24 protein-coding genes, 3 pseudogenes and 1 other annotated feature are annotated in these 20,875 nt (G+C 59.7%); of the genes and pseudogenes, 9 read left to right on the top strand and 18 right to left on the bottom strand.

Going from position 1 to position 20,875, the window contains the following annotated elements; translation table 11 throughout:
- The first annotated feature begins 350 nt into the window (after positions 1-350).
- The 3 genes from OVY48_RS18425 (at position 351) to OVY48_RS18415 (ending at position 2,851) form a co-directional block, all read left to right on the top strand.
- Positions 351-1,469, top strand: a complete 1,119-nt coding sequence (locus OVY48_RS18425) for a zinc-binding dehydrogenase (protein WP_313924842.1) — start codon at positions 351-353, stop codon at positions 1,467-1,469.
- A 127-nt stretch (positions 1,470-1,596) separates the two neighbouring features.
- Positions 1,597-2,061 (top strand): hypothetical protein, encoded by a 465-nt coding sequence (locus tag OVY48_RS18420; protein WP_313923912.1) that lies wholly within the window; start codon positions 1,597-1,599, stop codon positions 2,059-2,061.
- A gap of 631 nt (positions 2,062-2,692) precedes the next feature.
- The gene (locus tag OVY48_RS18415; RefSeq protein ID WP_313923910.1) at positions 2,693-2,851 is read left to right on the top strand and encodes a hypothetical protein; all 159 of its coding nucleotides are present in this window, start codon (positions 2,693-2,695) and stop codon (positions 2,849-2,851) included.
- Positions 2,852-2,954: 103 nt separating this feature from the next.
- Here OVY48_RS18415 and istB read toward each other — a convergent pair whose 3' ends face one another.
- Both istB and istA read right to left on the bottom strand, forming a co-directional pair.
- On the bottom strand, positions 2,955-3,683 hold the full coding sequence (gene istB, locus OVY48_RS18410) for an IS21-like element helper ATPase IstB (RefSeq protein ID WP_313921616.1): 729 nt from the start codon (positions 3,681-3,683) through the stop codon (positions 2,955-2,957).
- On the bottom strand, positions 3,670-5,184 hold the full coding sequence (gene istA / locus OVY48_RS18405) for an IS21 family transposase (RefSeq protein WP_313921615.1): 1,515 nt from the start codon (positions 5,182-5,184) through the stop codon (positions 3,670-3,672). The genes istB and istA overlap by 14 nt, the downstream gene beginning before the upstream one ends.
- A gap of 229 nt (positions 5,185-5,413) precedes the next feature.
- Here istA and OVY48_RS18400 point away from each other — a divergent pair, with 229 nt between their 5' ends.
- Positions 5,414-6,097: a hypothetical protein gene (locus OVY48_RS18400; protein WP_313923909.1), complete on the top strand. Its 684-nt coding sequence runs from the start codon at positions 5,414-5,416 to the stop codon at positions 6,095-6,097.
- 21 nt (positions 6,098-6,118) lie between these two features.
- Here the strand turns inward: OVY48_RS18400 and OVY48_RS23905 are convergent.
- The 6 genes and pseudogenes from OVY48_RS23905 to OVY48_RS18375 all read right to left on the bottom strand — a co-directional run.
- Positions 6,119-6,286 (bottom strand): annotated as a pseudogene (locus OVY48_RS23905) (hypothetical protein); the annotation flags it as partial.
- Positions 6,210-6,977, bottom strand: a complete 768-nt coding sequence (locus tag OVY48_RS18395; protein ID WP_313923908.1) for a hypothetical protein — start codon at positions 6,975-6,977, stop codon at positions 6,210-6,212. The gene OVY48_RS18395 and the pseudogene OVY48_RS23905, both read right to left, overlap by 77 nt.
- Positions 6,978-7,009: 32 nt before the next feature.
- On the bottom strand, positions 7,010-8,572 hold the full coding sequence (locus tag OVY48_RS18390) for a YfjI family protein (protein WP_313923907.1): 1,563 nt from the start codon (positions 8,570-8,572) through the stop codon (positions 7,010-7,012).
- The gene (locus tag OVY48_RS18385) at positions 8,565-9,215 is read right to left on the bottom strand and encodes a toprim domain-containing protein (RefSeq protein ID WP_313924841.1); all 651 of its coding nucleotides are present in this window, start codon (positions 9,213-9,215) and stop codon (positions 8,565-8,567) included. Before OVY48_RS18385 ends, OVY48_RS18390 begins: the two co-directional genes overlap by 8 nt.
- A gap of 21 nt (positions 9,216-9,236) precedes the next feature.
- A pseudogene (locus tag OVY48_RS18380) lies at positions 9,237-9,476 on the bottom strand (CHC2 zinc finger domain-containing protein); the annotation flags it as partial.
- Positions 9,473-9,787: a hypothetical protein gene (locus tag OVY48_RS18375; protein WP_313923906.1), complete on the bottom strand. Its 315-nt coding sequence runs from the start codon at positions 9,785-9,787 to the stop codon at positions 9,473-9,475. The gene OVY48_RS18375 and the pseudogene OVY48_RS18380, both read right to left, overlap by 4 nt.
- 85 nt (positions 9,788-9,872) lie before the next feature.
- Here OVY48_RS18375 and OVY48_RS18370 point away from each other — a divergent pair, with 85 nt between their 5' ends.
- Positions 9,873-10,031 carry a hypothetical protein gene (locus tag OVY48_RS18370; protein WP_313923905.1) on the top strand — a complete coding sequence of 53 codons (159 nt, stop codon included), beginning with the start codon at positions 9,873-9,875 and terminating at the stop codon, positions 10,029-10,031.
- Positions 10,032-10,042: 11 nt separating this feature from the next.
- Here the strand turns inward: OVY48_RS18370 and OVY48_RS18365 are convergent, their stop codons facing one another.
- The 8 genes from OVY48_RS18365 to OVY48_RS18330 all read right to left on the bottom strand — a co-directional run bounded on the left by OVY48_RS18365 (position 10,043) and on the right by OVY48_RS18330 (position 15,966).
- Complete coding sequence (locus OVY48_RS18365) at positions 10,043-10,339, bottom strand: hypothetical protein (RefSeq protein WP_313921605.1); 297 nt, start codon at positions 10,337-10,339, stop codon at positions 10,043-10,045.
- Positions 10,339-11,967, bottom strand: coding sequence for an IS66 family transposase (gene tnpC / locus OVY48_RS18360; RefSeq protein ID WP_313921664.1), 1,629 nt, complete (start codon positions 11,965-11,967; stop codon positions 10,339-10,341). The genes OVY48_RS18365 and tnpC overlap by 1 nt, the downstream gene beginning before the upstream one ends.
- Positions 11,968-12,030: 63 nt before the next feature.
- Positions 12,031-12,378, bottom strand: a complete 348-nt coding sequence (tnpB, locus tag OVY48_RS18355; protein ID WP_096064158.1) for an IS66 family insertion sequence element accessory protein TnpB — start codon at positions 12,376-12,378, stop codon at positions 12,031-12,033.
- Complete coding sequence (tnpA, locus tag OVY48_RS18350; RefSeq protein WP_313921603.1) at positions 12,375-12,749, bottom strand: IS66-like element accessory protein TnpA; 375 nt, start codon at positions 12,747-12,749, stop codon at positions 12,375-12,377. The genes tnpB and tnpA overlap by 4 nt, the downstream gene beginning before the upstream one ends.
- 100 nt (positions 12,750-12,849) lie before the next feature.
- Positions 12,850-13,005: a helix-turn-helix domain-containing protein gene (locus tag OVY48_RS18345; protein WP_313923904.1), complete on the bottom strand. Its 156-nt coding sequence runs from the start codon at positions 13,003-13,005 to the stop codon at positions 12,850-12,852.
- Positions 13,006-13,097: 92 nt separating this feature from the next.
- Positions 13,098-13,910, bottom strand: coding sequence for a hypothetical protein (locus OVY48_RS18340; protein ID WP_313923903.1), 813 nt, complete (start codon positions 13,908-13,910; stop codon positions 13,098-13,100).
- Between the two features lie 93 nt (positions 13,911-14,003).
- On the bottom strand, positions 14,004-14,468 hold the full coding sequence (locus OVY48_RS18335; protein ID WP_313923902.1) for a hypothetical protein: 465 nt from the start codon (positions 14,466-14,468) through the stop codon (positions 14,004-14,006).
- Positions 14,469-14,544: 76 nt separating this feature from the next.
- Positions 14,545-15,966 carry an integrase arm-type DNA-binding domain-containing protein gene (locus OVY48_RS18330; RefSeq protein WP_313923901.1) on the bottom strand — a complete coding sequence of 474 codons (1,422 nt, stop codon included), beginning with the start codon at positions 15,964-15,966 and terminating at the stop codon, positions 14,545-14,547.
- Positions 15,967-16,488: 522 nt separating this feature from the next.
- Here OVY48_RS18330 and OVY48_RS18325 point away from each other — a divergent pair.
- The 4 genes from OVY48_RS18325 to OVY48_RS18310 all read left to right on the top strand — a co-directional run bounded on the left by OVY48_RS18325 (position 16,489) and on the right by OVY48_RS18310 (position 19,300).
- Positions 16,489-17,184, top strand: a complete 696-nt coding sequence (locus OVY48_RS18325; RefSeq protein ID WP_313923900.1) for a type I restriction enzyme HsdR N-terminal domain-containing protein — start codon at positions 16,489-16,491, stop codon at positions 17,182-17,184.
- A complete protein-coding gene (locus tag OVY48_RS18320; protein ID WP_313923899.1) occupies positions 17,129-17,725 on the top strand; it encodes an N-6 DNA methylase in 597 nt (198 codons plus the stop codon). Before OVY48_RS18325 ends, OVY48_RS18320 begins: the two co-directional genes overlap by 56 nt.
- A gap of 83 nt (positions 17,726-17,808) precedes the next feature.
- A complete protein-coding gene (locus tag OVY48_RS18315) occupies positions 17,809-18,630 on the top strand; it encodes an IS5 family transposase (RefSeq protein ID WP_043155528.1) in 822 nt (273 codons plus the stop codon).
- Position 18,631: 1 nt separating this feature from the next.
- Positions 18,632-19,300 carry an N-6 DNA methylase gene (locus OVY48_RS18310; RefSeq protein ID WP_313924840.1) on the top strand — a complete coding sequence of 223 codons (669 nt, stop codon included), beginning with the start codon at positions 18,632-18,634 and terminating at the stop codon, positions 19,298-19,300.
- A 17-nt stretch (positions 19,301-19,317) separates the two neighbouring features.
- Here OVY48_RS18310 and bamE read toward each other — a convergent pair whose 3' ends face one another.
- Positions 19,318-19,554: an outer membrane protein assembly factor BamE gene (gene bamE / locus OVY48_RS23900; RefSeq protein WP_409593436.1), complete on the bottom strand. Its 237-nt coding sequence runs from the start codon at positions 19,552-19,554 to the stop codon at positions 19,318-19,320.
- A 63-nt stretch (positions 19,555-19,617) separates the two neighbouring features.
- Positions 19,618-20,828 (bottom strand): annotated as a pseudogene (locus OVY48_RS18305) (IS3 family transposase).
- Positions 20,449-20,565 (bottom strand) — a sequence feature (AL1L pseudoknot). It overlaps the preceding pseudogene by 117 nt.
- Positions 20,829-20,875: the final 47 nt, after the last annotated feature.

Below are 20,875 nucleotides of genomic sequence, written 5' to 3'. Positions count from 1 at the left end.
ACAAGGCTGCAACTCCTGATGTCCGCGTCGGACTGTGTGAGTGCCATGTTCCATCTGCGCTCGGCGATAAACTATGCCTGCGACCCTCTGTTAGCAACGCCCGCTTTTGTTCACCGTATGCAATCGGCGAAATGACGGGTTAGAGCGCTTGCCGCACGTTCGTTTCAAGACGGCCAATCGGGAGCTTCTGGTAGGAGTGGACATTCATGTCCGCGGTGGGGAAGGACCCACATTGGTCGCCAACTGCCCAAATGATGGACTGACCGACATTGATTCACGGTACGCCATCTTCCTTGCGCTGGGCCTATTGCACCCCATGTTGCAGCTATGCCGAATGAGCGGAGATGATCATGGGTTTCACCGGACGCGAGCTAAGATCGAAGATCGACGACGATGGCAGACTCTCACTGTCACTGGAGCGGGTCCGAGTGGAAGATCCGGCGGACGACGAGATAGTCGTCAGTATCGAGGCAGCGCCCATAAATCCGAGCGATCTCGGCCTGCTTCTAGGGCCGGCGGATCTGTCGACGCTGGCATCTCGCGACGAGCATGGACTGACTTTCCGGGTGCCAACGAACCGATTGCAAAGCGTCGTCGGCAGGCTAGGTCAGTCTATGCCCGTCGGCAATGAGGGGGCCGGCCTGGTCCTGGCCGCAGGCAAGGACGCCGCTCACCTGAACGGCAAGCGCGTAGGGATGATCGGAGGCGGCATGTACGCCGATTATCGGCGCATCAGAGCGCGAGACGTAATTCCCCTGCCTGATGGCGCGACGGCTGCGCAAGGCGCCTCCATGTTCGTGAACCCGCTGACCGCGCTTGGCTTTGTCGAGACGGCGCGGCAGGAAGGCCACAAAGCGATCGTACACACCGCAGCAGCCTCCAACCTTGGGCAGATGCTCCAGAAGATTTGCTTGGCCGATGGCATCCCTCTCGTGAACATCGTCCGGTCGCAGGAACAGGCCGAGATATTACGCGGCGTTGGCGCCACCCATCTGGTCAACAGCAAGGATGCGGCCTTCACCGCCAGCCTGACAAAAGCGGTCGAGGAGACGGGCGCGACCATTGCTTTCGACGCGATCGGCGGCGGCACGATTGGCAGCGAGATCATGCAGGCCATGGAACGCGCCGCGGTTGGGCGCATGGCGGACTATAACCGCTACGGCTCCACCGAATTCAAACAGCTCTACATCTATGGGGCGCTCGATCCGTCACCGACCACGCTCAACCGGCTGGCGTTCGGTTTCCAGTGGAGTGCATCGGGCTGGCTGCTCTTTCCGTTCCTGCAGAAGACTGATCCGCAGGTCGTTCAAAACATGCGCCAGCGCGTGGTGGATGAACTGACGACAACATTCTCCAGCCACTATACCCGCATCATAGGCCTGGCCGAAGCGCTCGAACCGGACGTGCTGCGCGCTTATGAACGAAAGGCAACAGGCGAGAAGTTTCTGATCGACCCAACACGAGGTTGAACACCAGGGGGAGGCCCGGCCCCTGCAGCCATTTTCGGTGGAGCGGCCCAAGCGGATCGTGCTTCTGCTTCACGGATTTGGGTCAAGCGGCGCAGACAGGATCGCGCTGGCGCCAGCCTAGCAGGCAATGCAGGAGACATTGTTCCTTTCGCCGCATGCGCCACAGCGCGGCCCAATGCATGGGCCTGGCGAATGGTGGCCGCTCGGTGGACTTTCGCCTGCTGCGCTCGCGACCGGTGCAGCATCGGCAGCGCCCGCTATCGACGTATTCATCGATCGAAAGCTTTACCGATATGGCCTGTCCGAGGCTGATCTGGCCCTTACAGGGTTTAGCCAGGGAACGATGTTGGCGCTGCATGTGGGCCTTCGACGTCCGGGCCAGGTAGCCGCGATCGTGAGCTATTCGGACATACTCGCCGGCACGGCGGACTTGCGGTCTGAGACATGGTACAAGCCGCCGATCCTGCTGATCCATGGATCGCAGGATGATGTTGTGCCGCCCGCCGCGGAAATCGCGGTCGGCTCGGGCCAGATGGAGGTCATAGCCATGGCAGCGGAAAGACTGTGGTTTGTTGTAGTCAAATGGGCATAAAAGATGCACCAGGTTCGGGCGTCAAATGCCCGAGCAAATAAGATTGGAGAGCGGTCCTCATAGCACGGCTGCGAACTTATTGAATTAAAGGATGTCGAGCACGTCCACTGGTCTCTTTTGTGCTCCCCCACACACAGCTGGAGCACGGCTTTGCTTCGGGAAGGCCGCCTGAAGCTGTACTGCGTTACACGGATTGGGCTAAAGCCAATAGCTTGTGTCCAAATTTGAGCTATCGGCCCCTGTTGTGTAACGATAAATGCAGTGGAATATTGTGCAGCGGCTACCGAACGGATGCAATCAAGCGCTTGAATTTACTGCACAATATTCTCACATTTGGGGACTCTTAATCAGCGGGTCCTTGGTTCGAGCCCAAGTGCGTCCACCATAAATTCAATGACTTAGCGCCACAAACCATGCGCTCAATATTGGACTTTCGCCTCCAGCAATCAGATAGCAATCACGCGGTTTGCTTTCGCCATTTAGCGCCCGACCTCTCCACGCTATCGAGCATATGGAGGGGTAAACATCATGCATCGAGAAGCCGCATTTGCTCACGCCACTGAACTGATAGGTCGCTTGCCCTGTAATCGTTCGGCCATAGAGTTTTGGGATACACCTCGGATCGCGCGAAATGATGACCGCGCATCATGGCATCAAGCATCTCTCGCGCTGGAAAAGCTGGCGTCTGATGTATCGCAAGAAATATCCTTCTACTTTGTCAATCGGCGTGCAAACGGGACCCCTTATCGGCGCGCAAAAGGGACCCCCTGTCAGGATGGCGGAGCGTTGATGTGACGGGCTTCCTTGCGCTGCGCGCGGCGTAGGGAGGGCGTAGCCCGACCGGAGGCGCGCGCAGCGCAAAACATCTTCTAATTGATCGGTGCTGGGGGGGATCAGCTGCGGTTTTTGAAGCGCCAGCTGTCATTGCCGGTCTCGACGATGTCGCAATGATGGGTGACGCGGTCGAGGAGCGCGGTGGTCATCTTGGGATCGCCGAACACGGTGGGCCACTCGCCAAAGGCGAGGTTGGTGGTGATGATGACGCTGGTCTGCTCATAGAGTTTGCTGATCAGGTGGAACAGCAGCTGGCCGCCTGATCGGGCGAACGGCAGATAGCCCAGTTCATCGAGCACGATCAGATCGAGGCGGGATAGCTGGGCGGCGAGAGCGCCACTCTTGCCGATCCTGGCCTCCTCTTCGAGGCGGGTCACCAGATCGACCGTGTTGAAGTAGCGGCCTCGGGCGCCGGAGCGCACTACATTGGCGGTGATGGCGATGGCCAGATGGGTCTTTCCTGTGCCTGTGCCGCCGACCAGGACGATATTGCGCCGTGCGGGCAGGAACGCGCCGCTGTGCAATGAACGCACAAGCCCCTCGTTGATCGGGGTACCCTCGAACCGGAAGGCATCGATGTCCTTTACGACTGGCAGCCTGGCAGCGGCCATCCGGTATCGGATCGACGCGGCATGACGATGCGTCGCCTCCGCTCGCAGGAGATCGGTCAGTATCTCCATGGTGGTGCGCTGGCGCTGAAGGCCGGTGATGACGGCATCGTCGAACGCGCCCGCCATGCCCTTGAGTCCAAGCCCGCGCATGGCCTCGATCATATCATGCCGCTGCATCGAAGGTCCTCAGCTGGTCGTAACGGGCACAGTCGGCGATCGGGGGATGGCGCAGAGCGCTATCCTCGGAGGTGATGATCGTCAGCGGACGCGGCGGTTCCCGGCGTCGTGCCAGGATGTTGAGGATCAGGTCGTCGCTTGCCGTGCCCGTCGCCAGTGCCTCATGCACAGCGGCTTCGACAGGCTCCAGGCCATCGGTCAGTACGGCCGACAGTACACGGACGAACCGGCGATCGGCATCGTCGCCATTACCCAGCTTGCGGCGCAGGCGGGCAAGCGCCGGTGGCAGATCCCAGTCCTGGAAGGGGGCACCGTTCCGCAGCGCGCCAGGCTTGCGGGCCAGCACTGGCAGATAATGCCAGGGGTCATAGATCGTGCGGTTGCGCCCAAAGTAGCGAGGATGTTCAGCGACAACCTCTTCGCCGCAGCGAACGACGATGCGATCGGCATAGGCGCGGACCTGCACCGTGCGTCGTGCCACCGTCGATAGCACCGAGTAGCGATTGCGGTCGAAGCTGATCAGGCAGGTGCCGGTCACAGCATGCTCGCTCTCATTGAAGCCGTCGAACGGTCCCAGCATCGGCTGCAGCGCAGATCGTTCGATCTCCAGCATCTGCGCCACGGTCAGCTCTCCCTGTTCGGGATGGGGCTGCCGTTCCGCCCAGCGCCGACACTCGGCCTCCAGCCAGCCATTGAGCTCTTCGAGACTGGCGAACCGCAACCGGGGCTGGAAGAAGCGACCCCGGATCGTCTGCACCTGGTTCTCGACCTGACCCTTCTCCCATCCCGCCGCAGGCGAGCAGGCCGTGGGCTCGACCATATAATGGTCGGTCATGATCAGGAACCGCCGGTTGAAGACGCGTTCCTTGCCGGTGAACACGCTCGTCACAGCCGTCTTCATATTATCGTAGATGCCGCGCCCTGGCACGCCGCCGAAGAAAGCAAAGCCGCGCGCATGCGCGTCGAACAGCATCTCCTGGCTCTCACGAGGATAAGCCCGGACATAGACCGCGCGTGAGGCACACAGTCGCATATGCGCGACCTTCACCCGCATCGGTGCCCCGGCGATCTCAACATCTTCATGGCTCCAGTCGAACTGGTAGGCCTCGCCTGGCCTGAACATCAGCGGGATGAAGGCCGTGACACCATCGCCGGCATCTTTGCGCCGCTCGATCTTCCAGCGCGTCGTATAGCGCCGCACCGCATCGTAAGAACCCTCAAAGCCTTCGCGCACCAGCAGGTCATGGATCCGCGTCATCCGCAGCCGGTCACGCCTGCCGCGCAGCTCGTTCTCTTCCAGCAGCGTGTTCAGGCGCTCCTGAAACGGACCGATCCTGGGCAGCGGCTGAACCTTGCGCTGATAATCAAAGGCGCCCTCCGGCGCTCGGACCGCTTTGCGGATGACCTTCCGCGACACATGCAGATCCCGTGCGATCGCCTTGATCGCCTTGCCTCCGGCATACTCGCGCCGGATCCGTAAAACTGTCTCCAAAACCAACATCCCGATCTCGCCGCCTGAAAATCCAGTCGGCTGCTTAAACCATCGAAATGAGGGGTCCCTTTTAGACGCCGATCACCCCGCTAACGGGGTCCTTTTTGCACGCCGATCCACATTCTACTTCGCCATTTGGGCAAGCGATGCCGCCGTAGGTGCTGGCGATCTCGATCGTGGTTTGGCGCTTATGCCATTACCTTCGTTGGGAGGGCGATCCAGCTTACGCGCCAGCAATATGCTGGACCTGAAATTGACGCTGGGCCAACCGCCCACGGCGCGAGAGGTGACGGCATTGTTTGGACCCAAGGTGACAGCTTTCGGAAAAGCCAATCTTGAACCGATAGAACGCTACATACAGATACAACTCGACCAGCGTGTCGAGCGCGGCCAGCAACTCCGCATTTCAGACTGGGCAGCAGACGCACACCAGCATCAGGCTGGATACTCACTGTTTAACGGGCACCCCAGCTATCTCGTCACCAAGCCGCCGAGTGGACTGCATTTCAGTTATTCAAAGCGCGCAGAAGCCGACTGCCTGACATTGATCCGGGATGCCGAAAACACTTGGCGAGAGGAATGTGATCTTCCTCGCATTGGAGAGGGTTGGATTTCTGAAACCAGACTGCTCTACGAAGTAAAAATGGCGCTGCCGGATGTTGAGGTACTTCAGCATTATCGACCTGATTGGCTGGGTCGCCAGCATCTCGATATAGCGATACCGGCATGGTCGGTGGCGATTGAGTATCAGGGGGCGCAGCACGATCAGCCGATTGCTTTCTTTGGCGGGCAAGATGCCTTCGCCCGGACGATAGAGCGCGACGCACGGAAGCTGAACAAATGCCGCCGCAATGGCTGGAGACTCATTTATGTCAGAGAAGGTTATCGACTTGATGAGGTGCTAAGCCAGATCAGGCCCTGATACTCCCTCTCGTCTTTGCAATCATACTCCAGCCGTCAAATCCTTGAAGGAACGGCGAAGCGCAGCCAAGCGCCTCCGCATGGCAAGCGCATCCCCGGAATACCGACCATGTTTAAGAGCGTTCTGATTTCCCATTGGCGCGCCGGGATTGTTCCCGCCGTGTATTCGGCACCGCTTCTTTCCCTTTACGGCTGGGGATTGGCACGCCGTTCCCGAACGGGTCCGGGCTAGGCAGCGCCGTGCTTGTGCCAGGTTCTTCGGCTCCATACGATTGATCCTCTCTTTTGGATGATACCCCCTCCCCCTGCCGGTGATGATGCACGTCACCGACGACAGCCTGCCCGCCCGGATAGACATGCACCACCTTGACGGTCTGCTCACCCTTCCGGCGCAGCTTGGCGAGGGCTTCGGTCTGGGCTGTAAATGTCCGCATCAACTTCGTCGCCAGATTGGCCCACATCTCTGCGTTCAACCCATCACCGATCGTAGCAAGGCAGCGCATCGCCGCGTCATTCGTCGCCACCATCTGGGTTAGCAGCATGGCTTCCACTTCGTTGTCCGGCTTCATCCCGTCCAGCACTGCAAGGGCAGCATTGATGTCGCGCGTTGCCCGGCGCTCATCAGAAATGTGGAAATAAGTCGCCAGATTGCCCATCATCTGATCGACAAAGGCTTGGGATGTCGTGCCGAACGCATCCCCCACCTGCACGGGCATCATTTTAGGATGAAAGCCATCGGCTGGCTTCGTGGTAAAGCCAATTCTGTCGTTAATCTCGACCTTCACGCACACCCGCGTGCGTCTCGCCTCCATCCGTTTGGACGCTTGAATGGTGGATTTGAGGATACCCGGTTCCAGATCGGCATCCAGCGCTTCCGACATGTTGTTAGCCTTTGTCATTTTCTTAAAAGCCCTTACCTGCTAACTGACAAAACCGACAAAACCCCCTTGGCGGCTTTCGGATTGACCACCCACTGCACCGATGGCCTGCCGCCTTTTGGCCCGGCTGGCAGATCATCACGGCGGACCTGATGGTGATCCTCCAGCATCTCCAGCGCGGCCATGACGCTTGCCTTGTCGGATAGACCTGCCCAGTTTCGCCGCATGATGTCGCGCGCCGTGAGGGCCAGCGGCAGCGCGCCCCGATTGACCTCCCGCATGATCCGCCGCGCATTATCGGAAGCCGCATTGAGCGCCGCGCCATAAATCCGGCTGGCATGGCTCTCCAGATACTCGGCCCACGCGATGGCGCGCAGGACTGACGCGCCGCCGATTGCGCCGATATTACCAGCCGCCAGATGGTCGATAAGGGCGACGGCTGGCACCAGCTTCCGATATTTCGATAGATGCGACTCCAATGCGGGATGCAGTTCGCCGGATCGCAGACGCAGTTCCAGCCGTGTGCGCCAATCCCGGAACACCTCCAGTCCATCAACGGCCAGCCGCAGGAACGGCTTATCACTGTCAAACTGATCCACCTCTGCCCCACAAGCGCCCGGCGTCAGCATATCCAGATGGCGAAAAGCGGCATAGGAGCGATCCCTCCCTTCACGATCAGGGTAGCGATCGGCCTCCTTCCACTGCCCGGCCATGTCGGGCCATACCATCATCTGGAACCGCTGAAGCAAACCGTCATCGCCGGAGCCGCCCGTCACGGCCTGCACCACATAATCTCTGATCTTTCCCGGCTGGGTCGAGCCAATCAGCGAAAGGGTCAGGCTGGGAATATGCAGGTTCTTGCCCCGCCCGATGCGATCGAACGTGTAGCTGTCCGCGCCATTCCAGCCGGTCAGATAGAAGCCACGCGCTTCACAATTTTCTTCCCGGTCCAGCGCGCGCACCAGCGACAACATTTCATCGCGATGCACCAACAGGCCGTTGGGGTTTTCAATCAGAAGATCACCAAGGGACTGGTAGGTAGCATCATTCACAAAATAGCGCCGCAGCGTCGGGCCGGATAATTCCCCTGTCGCCAGATCAGACAGGTCAGCGTTAGGGTTGCCCTTCAAGCGACGCTTCATCTCGCCCTTGCGCGCATCGGCCCGCATGTCGCGCTCTGCATCACCAGCTTGCCATTGTTCCGACTCGACCTCAAAGCGCGTTCGGGCTTCCGTCTGGAGCCTGTTGAGCGGCTTCAACGCTTCACCCATCGCCGGGCTTTTCAGCGCGCCCGGACGCCCGATGACGCAACCCCAGATATTCGGCCATTCCGTCCATTCCGTGCGCTCCTGCGGTCGGATGCCGACCTTGCGACCAATCACTGATCCAGCCGCTACCATGACCGTGACAGCAACCATGTCAGGCGGGCACTGCATCCGGTCGGCAATATCCATCACCCACGGCTGGAAAGCATCTGGCAGTAATGAGCCGTCGAACGGTGCAACGGGTTGCAAGGCGCTGGGCAATGGTTCTGGATCAGGCCAGATGTCCACCACCTTGGCATCGGACAGCCGCGCGGCGGCGTGAAGATCAGCCATTGCGCGTCTCCATCAGTTCAGCATTGAAGTCCTTGAAGCGATCAGCCGGGCGAACGATGCGCACCTGCCTGCCCTGATGGCTGAACACTTCCGCGGCCTTCATTGCCGCCCGGTTGCCAGCCTCATCATTGTCAGCGCCGATGACGACGCTGCGGATGTGATCGGGAAGGACCATCTTTGCCATCATGCCCCCACCAGCCGCCGCCCATGCGGGCATCCCGAATATCTGCATAGCGGACAGGGCATCTTCCAGTCCCTCCGTCACAATAAGAGCATCATCCCGCTGGGCACAGCGAATCGCGCCGCCCGCGATCCTGCCAAGCGACAGTTTCGGCTTGGGGATCGCCGCCTTGCCCCGGCCATCTGGAGCCAGGAACGTGCGCTGGACGCCGATGAGGTCATCGGCGCAGGAAAGGACCGGCGCAATCATTGCAGGCCGCTTCACCCCCCCACACGGCAAATATGCAAAACGAAGGATGTCAGGTTTTGTCAGGTTCAGGCCACGGCTGGCGAGGTAGATTTCTGCCAATGTCCGTGAAACCGGGATGCCCAGCCGCCAGATTGCTCGCACCTCGGAAATGCGCTCTGATGGAAGGAGTGCTGGCGTGGGACGATAATGCGGCTTCGCCTGGATCAGCGGCACCGCCCCGCCTGCCAGCATCTTGGCCGCTTCCATTAGTCCAACGCCATGCACTCGTTGCATAAAGTCCAGCACATCGCCCGACGCGCTGCACCCGAAGCAATAGAAACGATCACCCCCTGCGAAGATACAGAATGATGGTGACCGATCGGCATGGAAGGGACAGCAGCCCATCCACTCGTTGCCGACACGCTTCAATGGCACGACAGCAGCGGCGATGGATGGCAAGGGATTGGCGGTGCGAATTGTAGCGATGTCGATCATATCCCCGCATCCAGATGTTGAGGCAGGCACCAGACGATTTCGCTCATACCGGCTTGGTTGGTCCGACGCCGCCCACTGTCTGCAATGGCACCTGACGCACGCAATTCCGCAGTGCGCGGGCGGACCCGATAGACGATCCAGCCTAGTGCATCGGCAATCTCGCTTCCGGTCGCTCCAGCTGCTCCGGCTATTGCGATCACCTGAATGACGCGATGCTGGAGCGTCGGGCGGCGGGGTGCCAGGTCATTCCCAGCAGCGATCGACGTGTCCACGCCGCGATGTCCGGGCGTGTAGGGATAGCGGTTAGCCATGGAACCTCTCCCCAAAGGCGAGAGCCGCAATCATCGCCGCCAGTTCGGGACGAACCGAATAGGCTGCGATCAGGAATTGCGCCCGATGACCGATCAGCCTATCCACATGGAAGGAATTGATGACGCCGCCAGTTTCAACATTCCCGGCCCCGGACTGCAATCCGGGGCTTTTTCGTATCTGCCGCGCCATTACGCCGCCTCGCTAGTCGAGCGCGTGACGCGGCTTTCCATCCAGGCATCGTAACCGTCCGATTGTTACCGCGGCTTATGGGCCTTGAAGCGCGCGGCGAGCTCGGGATCGTCGATAAAGTCATCGAGGAATTGGTGCCAGGCCTTGGTCGTGAGACGTGCTTGGCTAAGCATGTCCGTCAGTTCTTCCACGCCGTGATCCGTCAGCGCGGTGATGGACTCGTCCAGACCGGTGTGGACGCTGACGATGGCGCCGTAGGTGAGGTTGTCGTCGTTTGAAACGATGGCTTCCAGCAACTCCACGTTCTCGTCGAGTATCTTGGCGACATAGTCGAGGGTGAGCAAGGAAGTGACGGCGGCCATCAGGCGGCCAGTGCTAGCGGGATGGTGAGCGGCACCCAGTTCCAGGGTAACAGCTCGTCGATCCTGTTGATCTTGTGATCGTGGATGCGATTGAGCAAGTCGGTGATGTATGCTTGTGGATCGAGACCGTTCATTTTGGCGCTTTCGATCAGCGTCATGGCGCGGGCGAGGGTTTCGGCGCCTGTTTCGGAGCCGGCGAATAACCAGTTCTTCTTGCCCAGGCATATGGGCCGGACAGCCCGCTCGGCAGCGTTGTTGTCGATGGCGACGCGTCCATCGTCGATAAAGAGGCTGAAGGCGTGCCAGCGCCCCAGGGCGTAGCGAAAGGCCTTCGCCAGGTCTCCCTTGGTCGAGATACGGGTGAGTTGCTTCTCGGCCCAGCTATGCAGAGCCTCAAGCTTGGGTCGGCTCAACTCCTGGCGTATTGCCTGGCGGATATCGGCAGGCTTGCCCGCGATCTTGCGCTCAATGTCGTAGAGTTGCCCGATACGCTCGAGCGCCTCGTGTGCGATCTCGGATTTTTGCGACGTCCAGATGTCATGAAAATCGCGTCGCCAATGCGCAAAGCAGGCCGCTTCCCGGAAGCGAGGCTCACCATCCGCGACGGGTTCGTAGAGCTTAGCATAGCCTTTGTAGGCGTCGGCTTGAAGAATACCGCTTGCGCTGCCCAAGTGCGCCAGCACGTGCTCGGCTTTCCAGTTGGGCGCATAGCGGTAGAGGACGCCAGGCGGCGCGGTGCCGGCCCAAGGCCGCTGATCACAGACATAGCCCCAGATCCGGCCTTGCATCACACCCTTGCCGATACCCTTGGCGCGTCGTTCCGGAGCCAGCACGCGGATCGGTGTATCGTCGGCGTGCAGGATGTCGCTGCCCAGGACCGAGGCCTCGATCCGGTCGATCACCGGCTGCAGGATCCGCATCGAGCGACCACACCAATCGGCCAGCGTGCTGCGTGGGATGTCGGCACCCATGCGCGCGATGATCTCGTTCTGCCGGTACAGCGGCAAATGGTCGTCAAACTTCGAGATCAGCACGTAAGCCAGGAGACTTCCTCCGGCCATGCTACCGGGGATCGGTCGGCTCGGGGCTGGCACCTGGACCATCTTCTCGCAGCAACGGCAGGACTTCTTCGGGCGGACGACTTCGATGACCTGGAGCTTTGCCGTGATCATCTCGAGGATCTCGCTCACGTCTTCGCCGACGAGACGCAGCTCGCCGCCGCACTCCGGACAGGTGCTGCCGGGGTCAAGTTCGTGGCGTTGGCGCGGCGTATCCGCCGAGACGCGTGGGCGCCGAGATGGACGCGGCCCAGGGGTGGTCTCGGCAGACGCGACCGCCGCTTGCGCCTCGGAATCGTCCAGGCCACTTGTCACGAGGCCCTGTTGCGCGACCGAAACAAGCACGTCTTCGAGAGCGAACTCGAGTTGCTCGATCTCGCGTTCGATCTTCTCGGAGGATTTGCCGAAAGCCTGCTTCCTGAGCCTGGCGATCTGCAAACGCAGTGCCTGGACGACCAGGTCATGGGCGCGCAGCGTCGTCGTCAGCTTCTTGTTCTGGGCCTGCAACTGGGCGATCAGCGCCTTGAGAAGGGCCGGGTCTTCGGGAAGATCGGATGCCGCGTTGAGCATGGCTTTTTATACAGGAAATCGGCCGCAAAGCCTAGCAGAACAGCCGCTTTTGCAGAAGAAAAGTTACCCCGCGCGTGTAGGCGGCGCACCCCAGTTCGGACGCCTCCAGTCGATCCCTTCCCACAGCATCGCGAGTTGGGCCGATGTCAGTCGCGCCGCCCCGTCAGCCGCAGAGGGCCAGGGAAAACGGCCGCGCTCCAGGATCTTGTAATAGAGGCAAAATCCCTGACCATCCCAGTAAAGCAGCTTCAGCCTGTCGCCGCGCCGTCCCCGAAAGGCGAATACGGCACCACTGGCCGGCTTCTGTCGCAGCACGGTCTGGGCCAGCATTGCAAGACCCGAAATCCCTTTGCGCATGTCAGTGACGCCGCAGGCGAGATAGACCCTTACGCCGGTGCCCGGTCCGATCATGCAGCTTCCACCGACCGGATAAGCTGGGTCAAGGCAGTAGCCTCGATGCCGGCATCGAAGCGCAGCCGCCGTCCTTGCGCCAGACACAGCTCGACGATCAAGGGCGAGACCACCACCCGGTCATCGAGCACGGGCTCCGCGCTCAGCATGGGCGCCCCGATATCAACCGGCAAAAAGGTCGGCCCGTCCGCCGCAGGCAGCAACCCTCGCTTCCTGAACAGATGGCGCCATTGATAGATCTGGCTTCGCGACACATCGTAGCGCCGCGCGACGCGCGCCAACGTCTCTCCGTTCATTCCCACAGCGGCGACGATCTCGAGCTTCTCCGCGTTGCTCCACCGACGACGCCGTTCCCGGCCCAATATCTCCACCGCCGTCCCTCGCTTTGGCTCAGGACGTCCATAACGACGTCCTTATGGACGTCTCTTACGCGCTCACATCACAGCAAGGCAGGCGGCCTCAACCGGTCGGTTACCAGGCATCAAGGTCGGCCTTCCGATAGCGGACAGCCTTGCCCAGCTTCACATAGACCGGACCGTCGCCAGTCAGGCGGAAGCGTTCCATCGTCGGTTTGCTAAGGCCGCAATAGCCTCCAGCGCCGCGTGTGTCGAAAATATCCGTGGTCAATGTCACCTCCATTATCAGGTGACATACGAACTACGCCCAAGCCGTCCCTGTTATTGAACAGCAACCAGCGGGAACCACTCAAAAACCAGCTATCAACTTGATCGCCGATCAAAGCTATCTTTCAGAATTTTAGCAATAGGCCGAAGCGTCGCGTCAGCCGGGCTTTCGTCATGCTCATGGGAAATCCAATCCTGCATCGCGCGGATAACATCGTTTTCCGATGATGGCTCCCAGCCTCCAGCTTCCCATTTCTCATGCATCGCTGTCTGGACCCGATCGCGCCAGCCGCCCTCGCCAGCTGGTCGACGCCCGCCTCGGTTCTTTGATGGTGCCGACTGTGATGGTGCGGGTCGATCAATCGGTGCGGGCAGTATCCAACCGGCAATTTCTATCCGCCGTTCGATGTCAGCTTTTGCAAACCTCAATCCCGAATAGACGACACGAGCGCGCGGATTATGTTCGGAAGTGAGCCCGTGGGTAAGTTCACTTACCTGCCAAATAGTTTCAAACATTCCGTGCCCATCAATCGCTGCTCGCCAATCGTCTTGGGTCAATGGATAGTTTTCCAAGCGTTCTTCAATCATAGGAAAATCCCAGACATTCAGCGGGGCACCTAGGCTTTGCAAGCCGAGAAATGGCGACCCCTCCGCCACTTCTTCGGTGCTTGCGCCCTTCCTGGTCTGATCGAATGATGGCGATGGAGACGAGACTGGCGATGGCTGCCGAACAGGCGCTTCATAGGGCTTGTCCTTAAATCGGATGACTTCAAGCGCAATAACCCTGATGCGATTTTGCCCAATCCAACCGGATAGTAGGGACCGGGCAGCGTGAACGCCCCTCACCTGACATTTAGCTACCAGCGCCTCGGCTGCGGCTGGCGTGATCCATTCAATTTCGTCTGCCATTCCGCTCCCCAGCGGCCCCGGAGGAAAATGAAGGGGAAGATCAGCCGGGAAAACTGTTCTTGTCGGGCCGTCGCCCTATCCCCTTTTCGATCATCAGGATTGCGCGCGCCGGGTCAAGCGGGCTTCGTCTGCCGCGACGGCACTGCGTAATCCATCATAGAGCCGCCCCTCCGCCCGAAGCCAGGCGCTCCCGATTGCCTTCTTTTTCTGATCCAACTGGCGCTTGTTCATTGCCGGTGTGAAGGCCAAACCGAATACGGCGCTCTGCATATTGGCAAATGCGACTTCTCGCTCTTCCTTCATGGAGCCGCCATTGTCGTGCGATCGATATTCACGAAGCCATTGCGCCTCTATCAGATCACGCACGGCCCGCGCGATATTGGCGTCCAGCCAAGCCGCCGTAAACACGTTCGCAGGGTCTATCCCGTCTCCACACACCAGCCGAACGCCACGCGCGACTGGACGATCAGATGAAGCAGGAATTGCAAAGCCAGGACGAATAGGAACGACATTCAGATTGTCAGGTAGAGGGTTCAATTCTAGTGCTGCATCAGCCATATTCGATCTCCTGATGATCGGTCGTGGCAGGCCCGGCGAAGTGTTCCACCACCTTGTCGGGCCGCTTGTTATCGGCTCATGCCGATCTCTTCGCCGCGTCCAAAGACACGACATTATCCTTTCCGGCTGGCGTGATGATCCCGGCCACATGCCGCGCCCACGCTTCCAGAGCGGCGCGCTTTTCCTCTTTCCAGTCATGGCGCTGGTAAATGCCCGCAATCCCGCCCTTCGCGCCACTAACATGGTTCAGGATTGCTTCGGTCACTTCAAAGCGGATGCCCAGCCGTTGGAAACCCGTTGCAACGGTCCTGCGCAGATCATGGATTCGCCATGCGGCAAGCGCGTCCCGTGTCGTTTCGGGAGCACTACGCGCGCGCGCGGGCGCGATACTAGCGATGTGCTTTTCATCTTGCCCGACGTCAGCCTTCGCCACCGCCTCATCCAATGCCCGCTTCGCCTTGGTGATGCCGCTGATAGGAGTCCGCCCGGTCGTGGTCAGGGCAAAGCCTGCCTTCGGCCATGATACGATCTCGTTGCCATCTGCATCACGCTCACCCAACCGGGCCAGCCGATCCAGTTCCGCCAAAGCCATCGGAGACAGCGGCACGATATGGGCGACATGGTTCTTCGCGCGCGCGGCTGGAATAACCCACGTCGCCAATGCCCGGTCCAATTCGACCCAGTTCAATCCAGTCACTTCGTTGCGGCGCTGCCCGGTAAGGATCAACAGGCGAAAGAATGGTCCGAACGGATCGGACAGCTTGAAGGCCGCGCGCCATATCCGCGCAACCTCATCATCAGCAAGCACACGGTCGCGAGCCTTGGGGGCTTCTGGCTTCGCCATATCGCCAAGCGGGTTGCTCGCGATGTCTCCGCGCTTCGCTGCCCAGCCGAAAAGGACTGACGCATATGCAAATACGGCGCGCCTGATCCCCTTTCGACCTACAGGAATTGCATCAAGGATCGGCTGGAGGTCGGCCCTGCCGATATGTGGCATGGGCTTATCAGCCAGCGCGGGTTTCAGATGATTGTTGACGATTGAGCGCGCCAGCCGGACGCTGGACGGGCGGCGCTCCTTCTCGTTCTCATAGTGGTCCAACCAGATCGCGGCGTAACGACTGAACGCCAATTCCCCGTCAAGTCGGATACGATCAGCCGCTTCACGCATCAGCCGATCATTTTCCTGATGGGCTGCCTTCTCCGCCTGCAAGGGATCGATGCCGGTCGCAACCATGGCAGCCAGTTCGCGGGCGCGACGGCGAGCCTGATCCGGGGTAAGCTGACCATGTTTGCCGATTGTGTAACGCTTCGCTGGCGTGCGGGCAGCTTCACCGGGGCGGGCCAAACGATACTGGAACACATAGACCTTGCTTCCGGCTGGCGTAATTTTCAGGCCGAAGCCGGGCGTTGCCTCGCGGCCATCATCCCAGATGAATTGATCGGTCCCGGCTGGCTTCGCCGCATCTACCGCCCGCTTCGTAATTGCCGCCTTCGCCATGATCGCCCCGGTTTTGTCAGTTTTGTCAGTTCTTAACCGGGCGATTTTCAAAGAGTGCGATCGACGCCTCCACTGCCGCCCAGCCGAACCAGCAATCAGATAGTAATCACCAGCAATCAGATATGCAACAAAATGTGATAACGTCAGATGGTATAAATGCCAGTGAAACAGGCATTATCGGGAAATTAGTGGCGGACATCCTACGATATAATGCTAACTCTTAATCAGCGGGTCCTTGGTTCGAGCCCAAGTGCGTCCACCATTTTTCAACGACTTAGATGTGATTTGCGGGCTACGCCTTCCGGCGGGGCACCAATGGGGCATCAGATCAATTCAGCGTCAGTCAGACATGAGAATCTTCCGCCTCGCTGACGCATTTATCCCTTGTCTTCTTGCCTGTCCGCCCGGCGACAATTAGGCAGGGATCAAAGGGGCTATCCATAACTTTTCTCGACACCGCATTAACGAACAAAGACATTCGGATCGAAAAGTCAGATCGGGGCATTGAATATATCCGCTATCTTGCGGTGGATCGCCGAACGTTGGTCTGACCCTGAGGAAAAGGTTCGCGCGGAGTATTATGCAGAACTGATCTATCGATACGGCTACCCTGCCCGACGCATTGGCGTGGAGGTGACGGTTCCGGATCGGTCACCCAATGACTTCGCCGATCTTGTCGTCTTCCATGATGATGAATGCAAACGCCCCTTCGCCGTCATTGAATGCAAAGCCGAAAGCTACGGTGGCAAGCCTATCGCGGCTGCCATCTTCAACCAAGCGGTTGAACAGGCATGGGGCAATGGCAACGCCCACAAATTCCGCGCGGCCTATGTCGGCGTAGTCGCCGGCGCCACCCGCCGCTTTCTTGACTGCGCGGAAAAATTCGGTGCGCTTGAACGCGATGGAAATCAGGTTGCCGACCTTCCGATCAACTATGGCAAGCCGCCGCCATACAAGTTTGTGAAGGGTGGCGTTGACGGCAAGCGCGACATTGCTGCCGTTGAAAAGGGCGACCTGATCGCGGCTATCGACAAGACCCATCAAACCCTTTGGGGCGGCGGTCGCTTGTCGCCGCCCGCTGCATTCGGAAAGTTCTGCAAGCTGATCTTCATCAAGGTGCGCGACGAAAGACGGGTGGCCGAAAGCGATGACGGTACGGTCTATGATTTCCAGATCAACACCGATCGATCTCGGTGCGCGCATCCGCAAGCTTTATGACGCGGAGATGGAGCGGGAAAAGGACGTTTTCACCGAGCGTCTGAAAATCGACGATCTCACTATCAAGATGTGCGTCGAGCACCTTGAAAGCGTCAACTTTTCCGCGACCGACCTCGATACCAAGGGGGTGGCTTTCGAGCGGTTCCTTGGTGGGTTTTTCAAGGGCGATTTCGGCCAGTATTTCACCCCGCGCGAAATCATTCAGTTCTGCGTGGCCAAGATGCCGCCGCAGGCCGAGGACTATGTGCTGGACACGTCATGCGGATCGGGCGGCTTCCTGCTTTACGCGATGGATCATGTTCGGCATCAGGCGGCCAGCATCAAGAATGAGGTGCTGCGCTTCCGCAAGTGGCATGACTTCGCCGAAAAGCGGCTATTCGGGATCGAGATCAACGACGAAATCAGTCGCGTCGCTAAGATGAACATGATCCTCCATGACGATGGGCACACCAATGTCGTGGCAGCTGACGGGCTGGAAGATTGGCCTGTGCTGGAGAAGATCAACCGGGACCTCAAGCCTGAGAGCCCGATCCGAAACTAAGTTGAGTGGTATCAGCGGGTTAGCTTGACGCTTGCGGCAGTCGTTGATTCAGGGGTTTTGCAACAAACTTCCGGAGATCAACGATGTGGACCGATACCACTCGGGCGCAATATGCCCGCGCGGGACTGACTTTGCCAAGCGATTTGACCGATGCCGAATGGTCGGTGCTCGAACCTTTCTTGCCGCCACCCTCCCACGTAGGCCGTCCGCGCAAATGGCCGCTGCGACGGATCGTTGAGGCGATCCTATATCTGCTGCGTGGGGGGCTGCCGTGGCGAATGCTGCCACCCTGCTTTCCGCCGGTCTCGACGGTTCGGCGCTGGTTTTACCTGTGGCGCGATAACAAACTGTGGCTCTCGCTCAATCATACCCTGCTATTGATGGCGCGTGAAGCGACGGGCCGAGAGGCTTCGCCCAGTGCTGGCGTGATCGATAGTCAGAGCGTGAAAACAACGGAAAGTGGCGGCCCGCGCGGCTTTGACGCAGGCAAGAAAATCAAGGGGCGCAAGCGCCACATCCTCACCGACACCGAGGGTCATTTGGTTCATGCGGTGATCCATACCGCCGACATTCAGGACCGCGACGGCGCGCCGCTGGTCCTGCGTGAAATCATCCACCGCTTTCCATGGCTGCGCCATGTCTTTGCCGATGGCGGCTACGCTGGCGACAAGCTCAGGCAAGCGCTCCGGCGTATCGGCAAATGGACTGTCGAGATCGTCAAGCGATCCGATGGTGCAAAAGGCTTTGTGGTTCTTCCGCGCCGCTGGGTCGTCGAGCGAACACTGGCTTGGCTGAACCGCAACCGTCGGCTCGCAAAGGACTTTGAACGGACCATCGCATCGGCAAATGCGTGGCTGTTCATAGCCTCCATACAGCTATTCGCGCGCCGCATCGCAAGGCTATGAAATTTCATCGGATAATTATGAATCAGGCTCTGAAACCTTTGACATCATCCTGACCAACCCACCCTTCGGAGCGGTGGTCAAGGCCGCGGAAAAGGGGCAGGCCTATATCGATCGATTTGACCTCAGCCGCCATCTTGGCAAGACCGCCTCGGGCGATGGTGAGAAGCAAAAGGCGGGTAAAGTGGCGGTCAAGCAGCGCGCCAGCGTCAAGACCGAAATCCTGTTCCTTGAGCGCATCCACGATTTTCTGAAACCCGGCACCGGGCGCGCGGTGATTGTCGTGCCGGACGGCATCCTGACCAATGGATCGCTGCAGGGCGTCCGGGATTGGGTTATGGAGCGCTTCCAGATTCTGGCGGTGATCTCCCTTCCCCAAGCCGCGTTCCAGCACTCGAGCGCAAGCGTGAAGGCCTCCTTGCTGTTCGTGCGCCGCCGCGCCGAGAACGAGGTTGCAGACGATAGCGAGGCCATCTTCATGGCTGCTCCTGCCAACATCGGTACGATGCGACAGGCCGCGACACCGTGCGCATGGAAGTCATCCAGCCGGGGGATGATGAGCGCCGGGTGCGCAAGCATCATGATCTATTCGCCTAGCCGGGGGCCGTTGCTTCGGCTGTCTGCGATGAGGCGCTGCTGCACCCGGCGCATAGCACAGCGAGGATCAATGTAGTGCGCTTTATAGCGGACCTATTGGGCCGACTGCTGAGGAATGTCGGTCAGCCTACCATCTGGTCCGAACTGCAATCCCACAGACCGGGCATTCGCTCCGAACATCGATCCGGTCGAATGCACCCATACAAGGCGTTCGCTCCCATCGGAGTTGGTTACGACCTGATTGGGCTGACCGAGCAGACCGATCACCTGCGCTTTAGTCATGCCGACCTGTAGGCGATCGACTGCCGCAACATCGTAGTTCGTGCCCATCGATACGCAGCCCGCGAGCAATAGTGAACCGCACCGGGATTGCCGGAGGCCATTTGGTTTAAGTTACGCGACCATGAGGATATCGTCCATCGTGGCATAGTATCGTTGCTCGGCTTCGGCAGGTGGGATGTTACCGATGGGCTCCAGCAATCGCCGGTGGTTGAACCAGTCGACCCATTCGAGCGTGGCGAACTCGACGGCCTCGAAGTTGCGCCATGGTCCCCGCCGGTGGATCACTTCGGCCTTGTAAAGGCAATTGATCGTCTCGGCCAAAGCGCTGTCATAGCTGTCGCCGACACTGCCGACCGATGGTTCTAAGCCGGCTTCGGCAAGGCGTTCGGTATATTTTATGGATACGTATTGCGATCCACGGTCGCTGTGGTGAACCAGGCCGCCACGATGAACTGGCCGACGATCGTGCAAGGCCTGCTCCAAGGCATCCAGCACGAAGCTGGCATGAGCCGTTCTGCTGACCCGCCAACCAACGATATAGCGGGCGTATACGTCGATCACGAACGCGACATAGACGAACCCGCCCCAGGTCGAGACGTAGGTAAAATCGGAGACCCACAGCCGGTTCGGCGCTGGTGCGTGGAACTGGCGGTTGACGTGGTCCAGCGGGCAAGGTGCCGTCTTGTCGCTGATCGTGGTGCGCATCGGCTTGCCACGGATCATCCCTGCCAAGCCTATATCGCGCATCAGCCGCTTAACGGTGCAGCGGGCTACGGCGAACCCTTCACGGTTCATCTGCCGCCAGACCTTGCGCACGCCGTAGACCGCGAAGTTCTCGGCGAACACGCGCGCGATCTCGGGCTTGAGCGCCAGGTCACGTCTTGCCCGCGCCGAAAGGCGCAATGGATCCAGTCGCTGCGCGACATGCTTGTGGTAGGTGGAAGGGGCGATCGGCAAGACCTTGCAGATCGGCTCGACCCCATGAACGGCACGCTGATCATCGATAAACGCGATCATAGCTTGAACGGGCGGTCGAACTCCGCCAGCGCAAAATATGCTGACGCCTTACGAAGACCTGCCGCAGCTCGCGGTTCTCGCGCTCCAGCGCCTTCGGCTTGTCTGCCGTATCGGTCGGCACGCTTGCCGCTGTCGACCTCGGCCTTATTCACCCACTCGTGAAGGGTCTGTGGTGCGCAGCCGATCTTGTCGGCAACCGACACCACGGCCGACCAGCGCGACGGATAATCGCCTTCGTGATCCAGTATCATCCGCACCGCACGGGCGCGTACCTCGGGTGAAAACTTGTTCGTTATCTTGCTCATAACGGCTCCGCCTTCTCAGGAGTTGGAGCCTCCGACAATCCCGGCGC

The sequence above is a fragment of the Sphingobium sp. SA2 genome, from assembly GCF_032227065.1.
GTDB lineage: Bacteria > Pseudomonadota > Alphaproteobacteria > Sphingomonadales > Sphingomonadaceae > Sphingobium.
This window is presented reverse-complemented; position numbering and strand designations above follow the sequence as displayed.